We start from the raw sequence: 14,621 nt of genomic DNA on the forward strand, positions 1-14,621 counted from the left end.
CGGGCGCGCCTTTTGTGATTCCTTAGCGGTTGTCGCGCAGGATGAGCGCATGCCGCCGCACCTGACCGACCTGCTGCTCATCCTCTGCCTGCTCGCCCTCCTGGCCAGCGGTCTGGCGCAATGGCGCCTGCGCCGCAGGGCCGAGGCCCGCGCGGACGCCCTGGCGCGGGACCTGGCGCTGCGCAGCCGCATGCTCGACCTCTTCGCGCAGGAGCTGCATGGCCGGGCCCTGGCGCTGCTGGGGCGGGCCGGCACCGGCGGCGACCTGCCGCCGGACGGGCAGGCGCGCGCCCTGCTCTGCCTGGCCGCCGACGCGCATGACTGTGCCGCCGCCGCCGCCGGCCCGCGGGCGCTCCGCGAGGAGACGCTGTCCCTGGCGGCCCTGCTGAGGGACGCGGTGGAGCAGGTCTCCCTGGCCCTGGCGCCCGGCCGGCGGCACTGGGAGATCGCGCCGGAGTTCGAGGAGGTCGCCGTGCGGGCGGATCACCGGGCGCTGCGCGGCGCGGTGATGCAGGTCCTGACCCGCGCCGTGCGCCACAGCCGGGAGGGCGACCCGATCGGCCTTCGCCTGGTCCGGTCCGAGGCTGTGCTCGCCATCGTGGTGGAGGATGAGGGGTCCGGCCTTGCCGCCGCCGATCTGGGCCCGGCGGCGCGGGGCGAGGGGACGCGCGGCCTGGGGCTCGGCCTGGCGGTGGCACGGCAGCTCCTGCAGGCGCATGGCGGCGAGTTGCGGCTGGAGGCGGTGCGGGGCATCGGCGCCCGGGCCTGGCTCACCCTGCCGAAGCAGCGCCTGGTGCCGTCCTCCGGCCGCTGAGGGCCTCCGGTGCGGCCCGCAGGGTGAAGAGGTGCAGCAGGCCCTTCTGGAAGAACATCTCGTTGTCGTCCGCCACCATGGCGATCCACGGCCGGCCGGCATGGTGGAAGGCGCTGACCCCTTCCCAGTTCTCGTGCGGCAGAGCCGCTGCGGGCAGCAGGGTTTCCGGCTCGATCACGCTCTCCGCCGTCGCGGAGGCCAGCTGCGCGGCCGGGATGCGGCGCAGCAGGCCACTGAAGCCGGGTGTCCTCAGGCTGAAGCGGCGCTCCACCATCAGCACGCCGCCGTCCGGCAGGGGGGCGGCGTCGGTGGGCACGAAGCCGCGCGCCGGGCGGTAGCGCAGCAGGGTCCAGCCGCCGGGCCGGCCCAGCCAGGCGCGCAGCGTGCCCTCATCCTGCCAGAGGCCCTCGCTCACCGCCCACCAGCGCCCGTCGGCCAGCACCGCGAGGCTTTCGAGGCCGGCGTTGTTCGGCTGCGCGCCGAGGCCCGGCGGCGCCTTCTCCACCAGCCGCCCCGGCCCATCCAGCCGGTCATAGGCGACGATGCGGTGCCAGCGCTCGAAGCCCACCAGCCAGCCGCCCTCGGGCGTGCGGGCGAGGGATTCGGCATCACGCGAGACGCCGGGCAGGTGGAGGGGGAAGCCGGTATCGAGCCGGCCCGTGCGCAGCGCCTGCAGCCCCCGCGGACGGCCCCCGGCGTCGATCTCCAGCCCGGCCTGCATCCAGTGGCCAAGATCGCTGATGGCGGTCAGGGTCAGCGCATCATCGACATGCAGGGCCGAGATGCCGCCGAAGCCGATGACATGCCGGTTCAGCAGCAGGCCGCCCTGGGAGATCAGGGGAGCGTCCTCGGGCAGCGGAAGCGGGGGCAGGGGGGTGGCGGGCGCCCCGGCCAGCCGCAGCGTGGCGCAGGCCCCCAGCCCGGCCGCCGCCGCCGCCCCGAGGAGGAGGCTGCGGCGGTTCAACAGGATCACGCGACCAGGGGGGACCGTTCGGTGGCGGCGCGCTGGAAGGCGGCGGCGGCATCCTCGTCGAACAGCTCGGCCAGCTTCTTCATCATCGTGCCGCCCAGCTCCTCGGCATCCACGATGGTGACGGCGCGGCGATAGTAGCGCGTGACATCGTGGCCGATGCCGATGGCGATCAGCTCGACGATGTCGCGCTGCTCGATGTCGTGGATCACCTTGCGCAGGTGCCGCTCCAGGTAGTTGCCGGGATTGACCGAGAGGGTGCTGTCATCGACCGGCGCGCCGTCCGAGATCACCATCAGGATGCGGCGCCGCTCGGGGCGGGCGAGCAGGCGGCGATAGGCCCATTCCAGCGCCTCGCCGTCGATGTTCTCCTTGAGCAGCCCCTCGCGCAGCATCAGGCCGAGATTCTTGCGCGCCCGCCGCCAGGGCGAATCGGCGCCCTTGTAGATGACGTGGCGCAGGTCGTTCAGGCGGCCGGGATTGCGCGGCTTGCCCTCCTGAACCCAGCGCTCCCGGCTCTGCCCGCCCTTCCAGGCGCGGGTGGTGAAGCCCAGGATCTCGACCTTGACCGAGCAGCGCTCCAGCGTGCGGGCCAGGATGTCGGAGCACATGGCGGCGACCGAGATCGGCCGGCCGCGCATCGAGCCGGAATTGTCGATCAGCAGGGTGACGACGGTGTCGCGGAAATCCGCCTCGCGCTCGCGCTTGTAGGAGAGCGAGAGCATGGGGTTGGCGACGATCCGGGCGAGGCGCGCCGCGTCCAGCGTGCCCTCCTCCAGGTCGAACTCCCAGGCGCGCTGCTGCTGCGCGAGCAGCCGGCGCTGCAGCCGGTTGGCCAGCTTGGAGACCACGCCCTGCAGGTGGCTGAGCTGCTGGTCGAGCTGCTGGCGCAACCGCGCCAGCTCCTCGGCGTCGCAGAGATCCTCGGCGGAGATCTCCTCGTCGAACTTCCGGGTGAAGGCGCGGTAGGCGGAGGAATCGTCGGAGGGGGCGACCTCCTTGCGCTGCTGCGGGCCGCCGGGGCGGTCCTCGCCCTCGGCCGCCACGCCGTCCTCCTCCTCCGCCTCGCCATCCTCCTCGGCGCCCTCGCCCTGCATGGTCTCGGGCTCGGCTCCCATCATGGGATCGGAATCCTGGCTCTGCGCCTCGCCCTCGGCCGAGTTCTCCTGCTCGGAGGCGGTCTCGGTACCTTCCTCGCCGGCCTCGTCCTCCTCCGCCTCGGCCTCCACCTCGGCCTCGGCGAGGTCGAGGGCGGAGAGCAGCCTGCGGGCGGCGCGGGCGAAGCGGTCCTGGTCCTCGCCGAAGCGGGCCATCTCCTCGAGGGCCGCGTCCGCCTGCTCGCCCAGCGTGCCGCGCCAGAGCTCCAGGATGCGCTGCGCGGCCTGCGGCGCGACCTCGCCGGAGAGGCGCTCGCGCGCCAGCAGGGACAGCGCCGCCGGCAGCGGCAGCTGGTCCTTGCGGGTCATGCGGTCGTAGCCCTCGGCCTCGCAGGTCTCGTTCAGCCGGGCCTGCAGGTTGGCGGCGACGCCGGGCATGCTGCGGCTGCCGACGACCTCGACGCGCGCCTGCTCCAGCGCGTCGAACACCTCACGCGCCTCGCGGCGTTGCGGCGTGCGGGCGGCGTGGGCGGCCTCGTCATGGTGGCGCAGCCGCAGCGCGATGGCATCCGCCGCGCCGCGCAGCCGCGCCATCTCCGAGGGCGGCAGGGCGCGGGTCGGCAGGGGCAGGCGGGCCCGCTTGCCGGCGAGGCCGGAGGGGCCGGGCTGGTAGGCCACCTGCACCTCGGCATTGCGCGCCATGGCGCGCAGCGCGCCGGCGGTGGCCCGCTTGAATTCTTCCTGACGCGTCAGGTCCTTGCTGCTGCCGCTCATCGTGCTCGCCCCTTCAACGATCACACGGGGCCGGTCGCCCCGAAGGCCCCGGGAGGGCAGGCCTCCCCGGGCCGGCCCTCAGCCCTTGCGGACCAGCAGGCCGGTCGGCACTTCCTCGTTGAAGCAGCGCTGGTAGTACTCGGCGACCGTCGAGCGCTCCGCCTCGTCGCACTTGTTGAGGAAGGAGAGGCGGAAGGCGAAGCCGACATCGCCGAAGATGCGGGTGTTCTCGGCCCAGGTGATGACGGTGCGCGGCGACATGACGGTGGAGATGTCGCCGGCGATGAAGCCCGCCCGCGTCAGGTCGGCCAGCGCCACCATGGCGTCGATGCGCTTCTTCGCCGCGGCATCCTTCGGGTCGATGCCGAGCTTGGCGGCGACGATGGCGCTCTCCTGCGCATGCGGCAGGTAGTTCAGCGTGGCCACGATGTTCCAGCGGTCCATCTGGCCCTGATTGATCTGCTGGGTGCCGTGATAGAGGCCGGTGGTGTCGCCCAGGCCCACCGTGTTCGCCGTGGCGAAGAGGCGGAAGGCCGGATGCGGATGGATGACGCGGTTCTGGTCGAGCAGCGTCAGCTTGCCCTCGACCTCCAGCACGCGCTGGATGACGAACATCACGTCCGGGCGGCCGGCGTCGTACTCGTCGAAGACCATGGCGCAGGGGTGCTGCAGGGCCCAGGGCAGGATGCCCTCGCGGAACTCGGTGACCTGCTTGCCGTCCTTCAGGACGATGGCGTCCTTACCGATCAGGTCGATGCGGCTGATGTGGCTGTCGAGGTTGACGCGGATGCAGGGCCAGTTCAGCCGCGCCGCCACCTGCTCGATATGCGTCGACTTGCCGGTGCCGTGATAGCCCTGGACCATGACGCGGCGGTTGAAGGCGAAGCCCGCCAGGATGGCCAGGGTGGTGTCGCGGTCGAACTGGTAGGTGGGGTCGACCTCCGGCACGTGCTCGGTGCGAACCGAGAAGGCGGGCACCTCCAGGTCGCTGTCGATGCCGAACACCTCGCGCGCCTTGACGGTGATGTCCGGCAGGTTGATGGCGGAGGTGGGGCGGGCGTCGGAAAGGGTAGCGACCTTGTTCATAGGGCTCTCTTCGCTCTCGGCTCTCGTATTACGGGCGGCGGGATCGGTCGTGGTGCGATCGGTCTCTGCTCGGGTTGTGCTGCATCAGGCGGCGCGGCTGGCGGCGCGGGCCCGGCCGGGCCTCTCCTCGCCAGGCCGCGCCTCGGGCGGGTGTTCGGCCGCCGTGTCGGCCAGCCTCCGGCGCAGCAGGCTATAGGCCCGGTTGATGTCCTTCAGCCGTTCCTCGGCCGCCTTGTCGCCACCGTTGGTGTCCGGATGGTAGCGCTTGGCGAGTTCCTTGTAACGAGCCCGCAACGCCGCCTGCTCCAGCGGCCAGCCCAGGCCCAGCATATCAAGCGCGGCGCGCAATTCGGGCGGCGCCTCGCGGGCGCTCTTGCGCGGGGTCGGCGGCGCCTGACCGAAGAGACCCAGCGGATCCCTGAACAGATCGGCATTGATGCGCGTGTTGCCAAGGCGGCCCAGCGGCCAGGTCGGGCGCTGCCAGCCACTGTCCTCGCGCAGGTTCTGCTCGATCTCCTCGGGCTTCATGCCCTTGTAGTAGTCCCAGGCCTGATTATAGGCACGGACGTGTTCGAGGCAGAAATGATAATAATCGCGCAGCCGCGAGCGGTCGCGGGGCGCGCGGAATTCCCCGGCTGCCTCGCAACCGGGCGCTTCGCACAGTTGGGTCGGGGTGGGGCTGTCGGATCTGGGACGTTCGCCGCGGCGGGCCATTTGAAGGTTTATGGTCGCGTATCGTGATGGCCGCAAGCCGCCAGATTGCAAACCTTTTGCTTGGCGTCAGGCGAGTTGTCGTGGAAAAGCACAACCTATGAGCACACGTGCCGAACGCATGCGAAACCTCCTGCTCCGGACCTTCCAGGAGGCCGAACTGGAGATCGCCGATGACAGCCACCGGCATGCCGGGCATGCCGGCGCCGCGCCCGGCGGCCAGACCCATTATACCGTGCAACTCGTCACGCCCGACTTCCGCGGGATGAGCCGTGTGGCGCGCTCGCGCGCCGTGCACGATGCTCTGGCCGCCGAGTTCGGCAGCGGGCTGCACGCCCTCTCGCTCCGCCTGCTGACGCCCGAGGAGGCGGGGCAGGCGGCCTGAGCCGCCGCGCCCGGTCCGGCCATGTCCCAGGCCACCCTCGCCAACACCACGCTGTACGAGGACGAGCACCTGGTGGTGATCCACCGGCCCGGCGCCGGAGAGGCCGCGGCGGCGCTCACCCTCGTCACCTTCGCCGATCTCACCTTCCGCCCCAATGGCGACAAGGTCTGGGGCCAGGAGGTGGCGGGCAAGCTCGGCTGCAACACCATCGGCTTCGTGGCGCGGCGGGAGAACTGGTTCCCCGCCGCCTCCGTCGCCGCCGCGGCGCCGGCGGTGCGCGCCGCCCTGCGCGGCCGGGTCGCTACCTATGGCTACAGCATGGGCGGCTACGCGGCGCTGAAGTACGCCGCCCTGGTCGGCGCCGGCCATGCCCTGGCGGTCTGCCCGCAAAGCTCGATCGCGCCGGGCGAGGTGCCGTGGGACGCCCGCTTCCACCGCTTCCACCACCCCGTGCTGCATGCCGGCATGTCGGTGGCGCCCGGCGAGGCCGGCGCCTTCGCCGTGCTGCTGGCCGATCCCTACATGCCGGAGGACCGGCGCCATGCCGCCCGCCTGCGCGACGAGGCAGGGGTCCACTGGCTGCGGACCCCTTTCATGGACCATGCGGCGATCTGGCTGCTGGTCGAGAGCGGCTTCCTGAGACAGGTGCTGGAACGGCTCCTGGCCTCCGACCTGGAGGGGCTGACCGGCCTGCTGCGGGCCCGGCGCCATGCCAGCCCGCACTGGTTCCGCCATGCCGGCAATGCCGCCTTCCGCCGCGGCCATGTCGCCATGGCCAACCGGCTGTGGCGGAAGGCGCTGGCGCTCGGCCTGCCGCCCGGCGTCACGGAACAGGATCTGGGCCGGCTGCTGCGCGAGCGGATGCGGCGGCTGCGCGATGCCGGCCGGCGCGAGGCCGCGCGCGATGTCGCCCTGCAGCAGGCGGCGCTGCGGCCGGAGGACTTCGCCTCCCAGGCCCAGGCCGGCCACGCCCTGCTCGGCATGAGCGAGGCCGAGGCCGCCGAGGCGCCGTTCCGCGCCGCGCTGAAGCTGCGCGGCGATGTCGGGCACATCTATCAGGGCCTCTCCCTGGTGCTGGGCGCCCAGGGGCGCATGGCGGAAGCCATCACGCTCTGCCGCCGCGGCGTGAAGGAGGCGCCGGGCGACGCCAAGCTGCAGGTGCATTTCGGCCATCTGCTGCTCAACAACGGCAAGGTGGACGAGGCCGAGGCGCAGTTCCGCGCCGTGCTGTCCCAGGCCGGGCTGTCTGAGGCCGGGCCGAACGGCTCGGGCGACAATTCGCAGGCCCTGCTGGGCCTGAGCCACACCCTGGCGGCCCGGGGCGACCGCGAGGAGGCGATCCATGTGGCGCGCCAGCTGATCGCCGAGGGCAACACCGATCCGCAGGCCTTCCTCTGGCTCGGCCAGCTGCTGCTCTTCATCGGCGAGCCGGCGGAGGCCGAGCCGGTGTTCCGCGACGCCCTGGCCGGCGCGCCGGACAGCGGCCCCGCCGCCATCGGCCTGGCCCGGGCGCTGGAGCGGACCGGTCGGCTCGAGGCGGCGCGCCGCACCGCCGCCGAGGCCGCCGCGCGGCTGCCGCGGGATGCCAAGGTGCAGGCCATCGCCAAGCGCCTCGGCCCGCCCAGTGCCGCGCCCATGCCGGAGGTGGGGCCAACCCCCTCGCGCCTGCGCCGCTGGGTCACCGCCTTCTTCAGCCGTGACGAGGCCTATTGAGGCAGCTGGTCTATTCCGCCGCCTTCCGCCCCGCCACATAGGCCGGCCAGTGCCGGGCCACCACCGGGCTGTCCTCCGCATAGGCGAGGCAGGTGCCGATCTGCGCCGGCTTGCGGCCGTCGCGTCCGGCCTCCTGGCGGGCGGCGCGGCGCCGCGCGTAGCTGGTCTGGAAGGCGACGGTGGCCATCTGCGCCAGCATCTCCCGCAGATGCGTGCAGCCCACCGTGCCGCCGACCCGTTCCTGCACCGCCCGGTTGAAGCCCGGCCCGATCCTCAGGCCGGCGAGCCGGGCGAAGTTCGGCGCCGCCTGCGGGCAGATGGCGTAGGGGCTGAAATCCGTCGCCGCCTCGCAGGACTGGATGACCATCTCGGCATCGATGGTGAGCCGGATCCACATCCCGTGCAGCGCCTCGCCCGGCTCCACGCGGCGGTCCAGCGAGTCGAAGGGGAAGCTCTTGGTATCGGTCAGGTGGCCCTCGATATCGAAGAGGCCGTCCTCGCGCTCGAAGCCGTGCATGTCGATCTGGCGGCGATGCAGGGGCTTGCGCGCGGCGGGCGGGGAGAGGGGCATGGCAGGCTCCCGGCTTTGATGCGTCGCAACAGAAGGTCCTTTTCCCTATGGCACAGGGCACGCGGTCAGGGAAAGGCGCCAGGAGAGAGGCGCCGAGGAGAAGCAGCGGTGGCGCTGCAACGCTCCGCGCCGCCTCCGGTTAAACGCGAGCCCGTGGAGCGGATGGCGGCCTGGCGACATCCGGCCTTCCCTCCGGTAGCCTGCGCGCGGCGCCGCTGCGCGTCCTTCCATTCGAGAGCAGGAGCAGAGCATGCCCGTTGAAGCGAAGTACAAGACCACCGCCACGGCCACCGGCGGCGGCCGCGACGGCAAGACCGCCCTGGCCGATGGCAGCATGGCGCTGCAACTCGCCGTGCCCAAGGAGCTTGGCGGTCCGGGCGGCGACGGCGCCAATCCCGAGAAGCTCTTCGCGCTGGGCTACTCCGCCTGCTTCCTCGGCGCCATGCGCGTCGCCTCCGGCCAGACCAAGATCAAGCTGCCCGAGGGTTCCACGGTGACGGCGACGATCGGCATCGGCCCGCGCTCGGAGGGCGGCTTCGGCATCACCGCCGAACTCGACGTCTATCTGCCCGGCCTGCCGGAGGAAGAGGCGCGCCGGCTCGTCGAGACGACGCACGACATCTGCCCCTATTCCAACGCCATCAAGGCCAGCGTGGACGTCAAGACGACGACCCGCGCCTGACCCCGCGGACGGCGGGACACCGCCGGCGGACGGCGACCGCCCCGCCGCGCGGGGCGGCGCCTCAGCCCAAAGGTTCTCAGCCGAGGGCGCCCTCGGCGCGCAGCAGCGCCTCCACGATCTGCGGATCGACGCCCTCCTGGGTCAGGGCCTCGCCGGGGCCGCGCAGCAGCACGAAGCGCAGATGGCCGTCGCGCACCTTCTTGTCCTTCCGCATCCGGCGCATCAGCGCCTCCAGCGCGAACCGGCGCGGCAGGTCGCCGAGCCGCGCCGGCAGGCCGACAGCCCGCAGATGCGCCTCGACCCGCCCCGGCAGGTCCGGATCGCACAGGCCCAGCAGGCCGGAGAGCCGCGCCGCCAGGCCGAGGCCGATGGCGACGCCTTCCCCATGCAGCAGGCTGCCGTCATAGCCGCACTCGGCCTCGATGGCGTGGCCGAAGGTATGGCCGAGGTTGAGCAGGGCGCGCCCCCCCTCGGCGCTCTCCTCCCGCTCGTCGGCGGCGACCACGGCGGATTTCAGGCGGCAGCTCTCCATAACGGCATGGCGCAGCGCGGCGGGATCGCCGGCCACCGCCTTCGCCCCCTCGGCCTCGCACCACGTCCAGAGCGGGCCCTGCAGCAGCCCGTGCTTGGCCACCTCGGCATAGCCGGCGCGCAGTTCGCGGGGCGGCAGGGTGGCGAGCACGCCGGTATCGGCCAGCACGATGCGCGGCTGGTGGAAGGCGCCGGCCAGGTTCTTGCCGGCGTGCAGGTTGATGCCGGTCTTGCCGCCGACCGAGGAATCGACCTGGGCCAGCAGGGTGGTGGGCACCTGCACGAAGGGCAGGCCGCGCAGCGCCGTGGCGGCGACGAAGCCCGCCAGGTCGCCGACGACGCCGCCGCCCAGCGCCAGCACCGCCGTGCCGCGGTCGATGCCGGCGGCCAGCATGTCCTCCAGGACTGAGCCGTAGGTGGCGAGGCCCTTGCTGGCCTCGCCGGGCGGCACGGTGAGGCTGGCGCGGATCTCGATGCCCGCCTCCTCCAGCCCGGCGCGGAGCGCCGGCAGGTGCAGCGCGGCGACGGAGGCATCGCTCAGGATGGCCAGCCGGCGCGCCGGCAGGGCGGGGGCGAGCAAGGCACCGGCGCGGGCCAGCAGCCCTTCGCCCACCACGACGTCATAGCCCCGCGCGCCGAGGCCGACCGGCAGGCGGGCCGGCGGGGAGAAGCCGTCCAGGGCGCCCTGGACGCGGTCGGTGGTCGCTTCGGGGTTCTCGTCCAGACAGTCCACGATCAGATCGGCCTCGGCATAGAGGTGGTGACGGGCGGCCATCAGCCGCCGCAGGACCTCGACCGGGTCCTGGTTCAGGAACATCGGCCGGGTCGCCCGGCCGGAGACGCGCGGCAGCAGCACCGGCAGGGCGCAGCGCAGCCAGACGGCGACGGCGCCGGCCTCGCGGATGGCGCGGCGGGTCTCGGCATCGGCATAGGCGCCGCCGCCGGTGGCCAGCACCACCGGCGGGCCGGCGAGCAGGCGGCTGATGACGCGGCGCTCGCCCTCGCGGAAATGCGGCTCGCCGTAGCGGGCGAAGATCTCGGTGATGGGCTGGCCGGCGGCGGCCTCGATCTCGGTATCGGCGTCACGGAAGGGCAGGCCCAGGCGCTGCGCCAGGCGCTTGCCGATGGAGGACTTGCCGGCGCCGGGCATGCCGATCAGCACCACGGCGCGCGCGGCGGCCGGGGCGGGGACCGCGGTGGCGGCCGGCGCGGGGGCGGGACCGGGAGCCGGCGGTGCGGCGGGCGGAACGATGGCGAGGCTGAGGTTGCGTGACACGGTGGCGGAAGGTAGCACATCACGCTCCGCGCGCGAGGATACCCCCGGCTGCCATGTTCCGCCGTCCGATTCTGCTCCTTGTCCTGGTCCTCGTGGTCGCCCTGCTGGGCGGCCTGCTGGTGATGGCCGCCTTTCCGCCGGCGGTGACGCCGCAGGCGGTCGAGCGCACCCTGCCCAACGAGCGCTTCGGCACGCGGTGAGCCAGGCGCCCTGGTGAGCCAGGTATCCGGCGGCCCGCGCCGGGCGCCGTTCACCGGCCAGGGAGGACGCGATCCGTTGAGACCCCTCCATCGCCCGGCACCGCCGGCTCGTTCCGGCCGCCGGCCCCGCTGAGGCGCCGCGCATGGACCGCCACCTGGAAGCCTTTCTGGAGATGCTGGCCGCCGAGCGGGGGGCGGCGCGCAACACCCTCGCCGCCTATCGCGCCGATCTGGAGGAGGCGGCCGGTGTCCTGCGCCGCCGCCACGGCACCGCCCTGGCGGCCGCCGGGGAGGCGCCGCTGCGCGCCTATCTCGCCGGGCTGACCGATTCCGGCCTCTCGCCGCGCACCGCCGCGCGGCGGCTCTCGGCGCTGCGGCAGTTCTTCCGCTTCCTGGCGCGGGAGGGCGTCCGGCCGGACGACCCGACCGAGCTGCTCGACCGCCCGCGCCAGCCGCAGCCGGTGCCGAAGGCGCTGCGGGTCGGGGAGGTCACGGCCCTGCTCGAGGCGGCCGCCGGCCTGCCGGGCCGCCGCGGCCCGCTCGCCGTCGCGCTCCTGGAGATGCTCTATGCCTCGGGGCTGCGCGCCAGCGAGCTGGTCGGCCTGCCGGGCAACGCCCTCTCCGAGGAGAGCCCGCTGATCCTGGTGCGGGGCAAGGGCGGAAAGGAGCGGCTGGTGCCGGTCTCGGCCCGGGCCCGCGCCGCGGTCCTGGCGCTGCGCGAAGGCGGAGGGCCGGGGCGCTGGCTCTTCCCGTCCTACGGCGCCTCCGGCCATCTGACACGGCAGAGCCTGGTGCTGCTGACCAAGCAGGCCGCGCTAACGGCGGGGCTCGATCCCGCCCGCGTCAGCCCGCACGTGCTGCGCCATTCCTTCGCCACGCATCTGCTGGAGGGCGGCGCCGATCTGCGGGCGCTGCAGATGCTGCTCGGCCACGCCGATATCGCGACGACGCAGATCTACACCCGGGTGCTCGAGGAGCGGCTGCGCCTGCTGGTGGAGACCCACCACCCGCTGGCCTCGACCGGCCCGTCGTGACAGGCTCGTCGGTCCAACCTAGGAGGGAGTCGAGGCCATGCTGACCGGACGCTGCCACTGCCGGGCCATCCGCTACGCGGTGCCGCGGGAGGCGGTGCTGCATCACGCCCTCTGTCATTGCGGGGATTGCCGCCGCCATGCCGGCGCGCCGATGGTCGGCTGGGCCATGGTGCCGGCGGAGAGTCTCGTCGTCCACGGCAGCCCGAAGGTCTATGCCTCCTCCGCGCGGGGCCGCCGCAGCTTCTGCCCGGACTGCGGTACCGGCCTGTTCTATGCCAACGAGGAGAACCTGCCCGGCCTGGTCGATATCCAGACCGGCACGCTGGACGATCCCGCGGCCCTGCCGCCGGGGGCGCAGATCCAGGTCGCGGAGCGGCTGCCCTGGATGGCCGCGCTCGATGGCCTGCCGGCGTTCGAGCGCTATCCAGGCTGAGGCGGTCGCGCACGCGGCCCTCCCCCCTGGCCTTGCCGTTCCGTCTGCGCTAGGCCACCCCCTCTTCCGCGCCCGGGGGCTGAACCGGGCGCCGCCTGGACACGGGATCGCGATGCGCCATTTTCTGGATTTCGAGAAGCCGCTGGCCGAGCTGGAAGGCAAGATCGAGGAACTGCGGCGCACCACGGATGCCGGCGGCATCGACGTGGCGGAGGAGGTCGGCAAGCTGTCCGACAAGGCCGCGAAGCTGCTTTCGGCGACCTATGCCAAGCTGACCCCCTGGCAGAAGACCCAGGTCGCCCGCCACCCCGACCGGCCCAAGGCGCTGGCCTATGTCGCGGCGCTGATCGAGGATTTCGTGCCGCTGGCCGGAGATCGCGCCTTCGCCGATGACGCGGCGGTGGTGGGCGGCATGGGGCGCTTCCACGGCCGCGCCGTGATGGTGCTGGGCACCGAGAAGGGCACCGATACCGAGAGCCGGGTGAAGCACAATTTCGGCATGGCCCGGCCGGAGGGCTACCGCAAGGCGCGGCGGCTGATCGAGCTGGCCGGGCGCTTCGGCCTGCCGGTGCTGAGCTTCGTCGACACCGCCGGGGCCTTTCCCGGCATCGAGGCCGAGGCGCGCGGCCAGGCCGAGGCCATCGCCCGCTCGATCGAGGCCTGCCTGGACGCGCCGGTGCCGGTGGTCTCGGCGATCATCGGCGAGGGCGGCTCGGGCGGCGCCATCGCGCTCGCCGCCGCCGACCGGGTGCTGATGCTGGAGCACTCGATCTATTCGGTGATCAGCCCCGAGGGCTGCGCCAGCATCCTGTGGCGCGATGCCGCCCAGGCCAGCACCGCGGCCGATGCGCTGAAGCTGACCGCCCAGGACCTCTCCCGCCTCGGGCTGATCGACCAGGTGGTGCCCGAGCCGCTGGGCGGCGCGCACCGCGACCCGGCGGCGGCGATGTCCGCCCTCGGCGCGCGGATGTGGGAATGCCTGGAGCCGCTGCTGGCGCTGGATGGCGGGCGGCTGAAGGCGCGGCGGCGCGAGAAGTTCCTCGAGATGGGCCGCCACGGCGTCGTCTGAGAAGGCCTGCCGCACAGGCCTTCTCCAGCGGTCACGGGCCCGGATTCAGCGGGCCGCCCCCGTGGAGCCGAGCAGCACCCCGCGCAGCAGGCCGAGGTAGCGCGCGCACATCGCCGCCTCGTCCTGCCGCAGCGCCAGGGCCTCGGCCGCCGCCTGCCGCCGTGCCACCTCCGCCCCGCCTCGCAGCACCGTGGCCAGGGCCGTGGCCAGGGCCGCCGCGTCGCCGGTGGGGACCAGGCAGGCAACCTCCGCGGCCTCCTCGCCCAGCCCCTCCAGCGCCGCCTCGCTCGCCACCACCGGGCAGCGCCGCAGCGCCGCCTCGAGGAAGGCGAGGGGATAGCCCTCCAGCCGCGAGGGCAGCAGCAGCGCATCCGCCGCCTCCAGCAGCGCGCCGGCATCCTGGCGGAAGCCGAGCAGCCGCAGCGGGGGGTTGTCGCCACGGGCGGCGCGCCGGAGGGCGGCCTCCAGTGTCGGTGGCGCCCCGGCGCCGGCCACGGCGAGCACCGCCGGCGGGCCGGCTGCCAGGCGCCGGGCGATGTCCGGTAGCAGATCGGCGCCCTTGGCGGGATCGAGCCGGCCCAGGAAGAGCGCGAGGCGGGTGCCCGGCGCCAGGCCGAGATCCTGCCGCACCCTGGCCCGCCGCCCGGCGCGGTCGCCGCCGGCGGGCGGCCGGGCGCCGTTCGGCACCAGGGCGATGGTCGCCTCCGGGAGGGCGAAGCGCCAGGCCAGCCCCGCGCGCACCGGCGCGGACACCGCCACCCAGCCGCCGACAAGCCGCGCCGCGTCGCGCTGGCCGGCATCGTCCAGCGGCAGGAAGGCGCGTTGCCGAGGCGCCAGATGGCCGATGGCGAGGCTGGGCTGCCCGGTCTCGGCCAGGGCCCGCAGGCAGCCGAGCCCGGCCTCCGGCCAGGGCAGCGGCAGGACGGCGACATCCGGCGTCCCGTCGGCGAGCAGCGCCCGCGTGGCGTGGTGCTGGGCGGCGTGGCTTTCCGCCGTGCGGCCTGGATGCCAGGCGAGGTCGGCAGGGCGCAGGTCCGGCGGTTCCCGCCCCGGCCAGGCGGCCAGCAGCGCCGGATGAAGCTCCGGGGCGGCGGCGCAGGCGACGGCGCAGCCCGCCTCCATCAGGGCTGCCATCAGGGCCAGGCTGTGCCGCTCGGTGCCGCCGAAGCCGCGGCTCGGCAGGAGCATCAGCGTGCGGCGCAGCCGGCGGGCCGGCGGCAGCGCGGCGTCGGGGGTCGGCGGGACGGGTTCGGGCATGCCTCGAGGCGCTCCGGC

Annotated in this window: 15 protein-coding genes; 8 read left to right on the top strand and 7 right to left on the bottom strand. The window is 73.7% G+C overall.

Annotated elements, in window-relative coordinates:
- Nucleotides 1-49 precede the first annotated feature (49 nt).
- Nucleotides 50-814 (top strand): sensor histidine kinase KdpD, encoded by a 765-nt coding sequence (locus tag D9598_RS10530; protein ID WP_198366437.1) that lies wholly within the window; start codon nucleotides 50-52, stop codon nucleotides 812-814.
- Here D9598_RS10530 and D9598_RS10535 read toward each other — a convergent pair.
- The 4 genes from D9598_RS10535 to D9598_RS10550 all read right to left on the bottom strand — a co-directional run bounded on the left by D9598_RS10535 (nucleotide 771) and on the right by D9598_RS10550 (nucleotide 5,455).
- Entirely contained in the window at nucleotides 771-1,787 is a 1,017-nt protein-coding gene (locus D9598_RS10535) for an esterase-like activity of phytase family protein (protein WP_198366438.1), read from the bottom strand. The genes D9598_RS10530 and D9598_RS10535 overlap by 44 nt on opposite strands.
- Complete coding sequence (gene cobT / locus D9598_RS10540) at nucleotides 1,784-3,655, bottom strand: cobaltochelatase subunit CobT (protein WP_198366439.1); 1,872 nt, start codon at nucleotides 3,653-3,655, stop codon at nucleotides 1,784-1,786. The genes D9598_RS10535 and cobT overlap by 4 nt, the downstream gene beginning before the upstream one ends.
- Nucleotides 3,656-3,733: 78 nt before the next feature.
- The gene (gene cobS / locus D9598_RS10545; RefSeq protein ID WP_198366440.1) at nucleotides 3,734-4,741 is read right to left on the bottom strand and encodes a cobaltochelatase subunit CobS; all 1,008 of its coding nucleotides are present in this window, start codon (nucleotides 4,739-4,741) and stop codon (nucleotides 3,734-3,736) included.
- An 84-nt stretch (nucleotides 4,742-4,825) separates the two neighbouring features.
- The gene (locus tag D9598_RS10550; RefSeq protein ID WP_198366441.1) at nucleotides 4,826-5,455 is read right to left on the bottom strand and encodes a J domain-containing protein; all 630 of its coding nucleotides are present in this window, start codon (nucleotides 5,453-5,455) and stop codon (nucleotides 4,826-4,828) included.
- 97 nt (nucleotides 5,456-5,552) lie between these two features.
- Between D9598_RS10550 and D9598_RS10555 the strand changes: the two genes are divergently transcribed.
- Together D9598_RS10555 and D9598_RS10560 are read left to right on the top strand one after the other, a co-directional pair.
- Entirely contained in the window at nucleotides 5,553-5,837 is a 285-nt protein-coding gene (locus tag D9598_RS10555) for a BolA family transcriptional regulator (RefSeq protein ID WP_198366442.1), read from the top strand.
- 21 nt (nucleotides 5,838-5,858) lie between these two features.
- Complete coding sequence (locus D9598_RS10560; protein ID WP_198366444.1) at nucleotides 5,859-7,550, top strand: tetratricopeptide repeat protein; 1,692 nt, start codon at nucleotides 5,859-5,861, stop codon at nucleotides 7,548-7,550.
- Nucleotides 7,551-7,560: 10 nt separating this feature from the next.
- Here D9598_RS10560 and D9598_RS10565 read toward each other — a convergent pair whose 3' ends face one another.
- Nucleotides 7,561-8,121, bottom strand: a complete 561-nt coding sequence (locus D9598_RS10565) for a DUF2889 domain-containing protein (protein ID WP_198366445.1) — start codon at nucleotides 8,119-8,121, stop codon at nucleotides 7,561-7,563.
- A 250-nt stretch (nucleotides 8,122-8,371) separates the two neighbouring features.
- Between D9598_RS10565 and D9598_RS10570 the strand changes: the two genes are divergently transcribed.
- Nucleotides 8,372-8,803 (top strand): organic hydroperoxide resistance protein, encoded by a 432-nt coding sequence (locus tag D9598_RS10570; RefSeq protein WP_198366446.1) that lies wholly within the window; start codon nucleotides 8,372-8,374, stop codon nucleotides 8,801-8,803.
- A gap of 76 nt (nucleotides 8,804-8,879) precedes the next feature.
- Here the strand turns inward: D9598_RS10570 and aroB are convergent, their stop codons facing one another.
- Nucleotides 8,880-10,628: a 3-dehydroquinate synthase gene (gene aroB, locus D9598_RS21630; RefSeq protein WP_370591986.1), complete on the bottom strand. Its 1,749-nt coding sequence runs from the start codon at nucleotides 10,626-10,628 to the stop codon at nucleotides 8,880-8,882.
- Nucleotides 10,629-10,663: 35 nt separating this feature from the next.
- On the opposite strand from aroB, the gene D9598_RS10580 reads away from it, so the two are divergent.
- The 4 genes from D9598_RS10580 to D9598_RS10595 all read left to right on the top strand — a co-directional run bounded on the left by D9598_RS10580 (nucleotide 10,664) and on the right by D9598_RS10595 (nucleotide 13,346).
- On the top strand, nucleotides 10,664-10,810 hold the full coding sequence (locus tag D9598_RS10580; RefSeq protein WP_198366448.1) for a hypothetical protein: 147 nt from the start codon (nucleotides 10,664-10,666) through the stop codon (nucleotides 10,808-10,810).
- Between the two features lie 143 nt (nucleotides 10,811-10,953).
- Entirely contained in the window at nucleotides 10,954-11,844 is an 891-nt protein-coding gene (locus D9598_RS10585) for a site-specific tyrosine recombinase XerD (protein ID WP_198366449.1), read from the top strand.
- Nucleotides 11,845-11,881: 37 nt separating this feature from the next.
- Nucleotides 11,882-12,277: a GFA family protein gene (locus tag D9598_RS10590; RefSeq protein WP_198366450.1), complete on the top strand. Its 396-nt coding sequence runs from the start codon at nucleotides 11,882-11,884 to the stop codon at nucleotides 12,275-12,277.
- A 112-nt stretch (nucleotides 12,278-12,389) separates the two neighbouring features.
- The gene (locus tag D9598_RS10595; RefSeq protein ID WP_198366452.1) at nucleotides 12,390-13,346 is read left to right on the top strand and encodes an acetyl-CoA carboxylase carboxyltransferase subunit alpha; all 957 of its coding nucleotides are present in this window, start codon (nucleotides 12,390-12,392) and stop codon (nucleotides 13,344-13,346) included.
- A gap of 45 nt (nucleotides 13,347-13,391) precedes the next feature.
- Here the strand turns inward: D9598_RS10595 and D9598_RS10600 are convergent, their stop codons facing one another.
- Nucleotides 13,392-14,603 carry a glycosyltransferase gene (locus D9598_RS10600; RefSeq protein ID WP_198366453.1) on the bottom strand — a complete coding sequence of 404 codons (1,212 nt, stop codon included), beginning with the start codon at nucleotides 14,601-14,603 and terminating at the stop codon, nucleotides 13,392-13,394.
- Between the last annotated feature and the right edge of the window lie 18 nt (nucleotides 14,604-14,621).

Source organism: Roseomonas sp. KE0001 (assembly GCF_016107285.1).
GTDB lineage: Bacteria > Pseudomonadota > Alphaproteobacteria > Acetobacterales > Acetobacteraceae > Pseudoroseomonas.

Excerpts from the sequence above, each read along its gene's own strand:
- D9598_RS10530 (WP_198366437.1), top strand. The coding sequence starts at position 50 with ATGCCGCCGCACCTGACCGACCTGCTGCTCATCCTCTGCCTGCTCGCC.
- cobT (WP_198366439.1), bottom strand. The coding sequence starts at position 3,655 with ATGAGCGGCAGCAGCAAGGACCTGACGCGTCAGGAAGAATTCAAGCGG.
- cobS (WP_198366440.1), bottom strand. The coding sequence starts at position 4,741 with ATGAACAAGGTCGCTACCCTTTCCGACGCCCGCCCCACCTCCGCCATC.
- D9598_RS10550 (WP_198366441.1), bottom strand. The coding sequence starts at position 5,455 with ATGGCCCGCCGCGGCGAACGTCCCAGATCCGACAGCCCCACCCCGACC.
- D9598_RS10555 (WP_198366442.1), top strand. The coding sequence starts at position 5,553 with ATGAGCACACGTGCCGAACGCATGCGAAACCTCCTGCTCCGGACCTTC.
- D9598_RS10560 (WP_198366444.1), top strand. The coding sequence starts at position 5,859 with ATGTCCCAGGCCACCCTCGCCAACACCACGCTGTACGAGGACGAGCAC.
- D9598_RS10565 (WP_198366445.1), bottom strand. The coding sequence starts at position 8,121 with ATGCCCCTCTCCCCGCCCGCCGCGCGCAAGCCCCTGCATCGCCGCCAG.
- D9598_RS10570 (WP_198366446.1), top strand. The coding sequence starts at position 8,372 with ATGCCCGTTGAAGCGAAGTACAAGACCACCGCCACGGCCACCGGCGGC.
- D9598_RS10580 (WP_198366448.1), top strand. The coding sequence starts at position 10,664 with ATGTTCCGCCGTCCGATTCTGCTCCTTGTCCTGGTCCTCGTGGTCGCC.
- D9598_RS10585 (WP_198366449.1), top strand. The coding sequence starts at position 10,954 with ATGGACCGCCACCTGGAAGCCTTTCTGGAGATGCTGGCCGCCGAGCGG.
- D9598_RS10590 (WP_198366450.1), top strand. The coding sequence starts at position 11,882 with ATGCTGACCGGACGCTGCCACTGCCGGGCCATCCGCTACGCGGTGCCG.
- D9598_RS10595 (WP_198366452.1), top strand. The coding sequence starts at position 12,390 with ATGCGCCATTTTCTGGATTTCGAGAAGCCGCTGGCCGAGCTGGAAGGC.
- D9598_RS10600 (WP_198366453.1), bottom strand. The coding sequence starts at position 14,603 with ATGCCCGAACCCGTCCCGCCGACCCCCGACGCCGCGCTGCCGCCGGCC.